At 53.0% G+C, this 253-nt stretch carries 1 rRNA gene; it reads right to left on the minus strand.

What is annotated here, in order from left to right:
• Positions 1-135: 135 nt before the first annotated feature.
• Positions 136-253, minus strand: a 16S ribosomal RNA gene (locus tag G3O01_RS45060); the annotation flags it as partial.

The following is a 253-nucleotide window of genomic DNA, read 5'->3' on the forward strand; positions in this document are numbered from 1 at the left end:
GTCTGGATGGATTCGAACCATCGACCCCCGCCTTATCAAGACGGTGCTCTAACCGACTGAGCTACAGACCCCTGAGCCTGTCTTCAATTAACAGCCGACAAGTGTGAGCACTCAACTTTGAAACGCTAGCTCTGGAAAGGAGGTGATCCAGCCGCACCTTCCGATACGGCTACCTTGTTACGACTTCACCCCAGTCATGAATCCTACCGTGGTGACCGTCCTCCTTGCGGTTAGACTAGCCACTTCTGGTAAA

The organism is Burkholderia sp. Ac-20365, assembly GCF_017104715.1.
GTDB lineage: Bacteria > Pseudomonadota > Gammaproteobacteria > Burkholderiales > Burkholderiaceae > Paraburkholderia.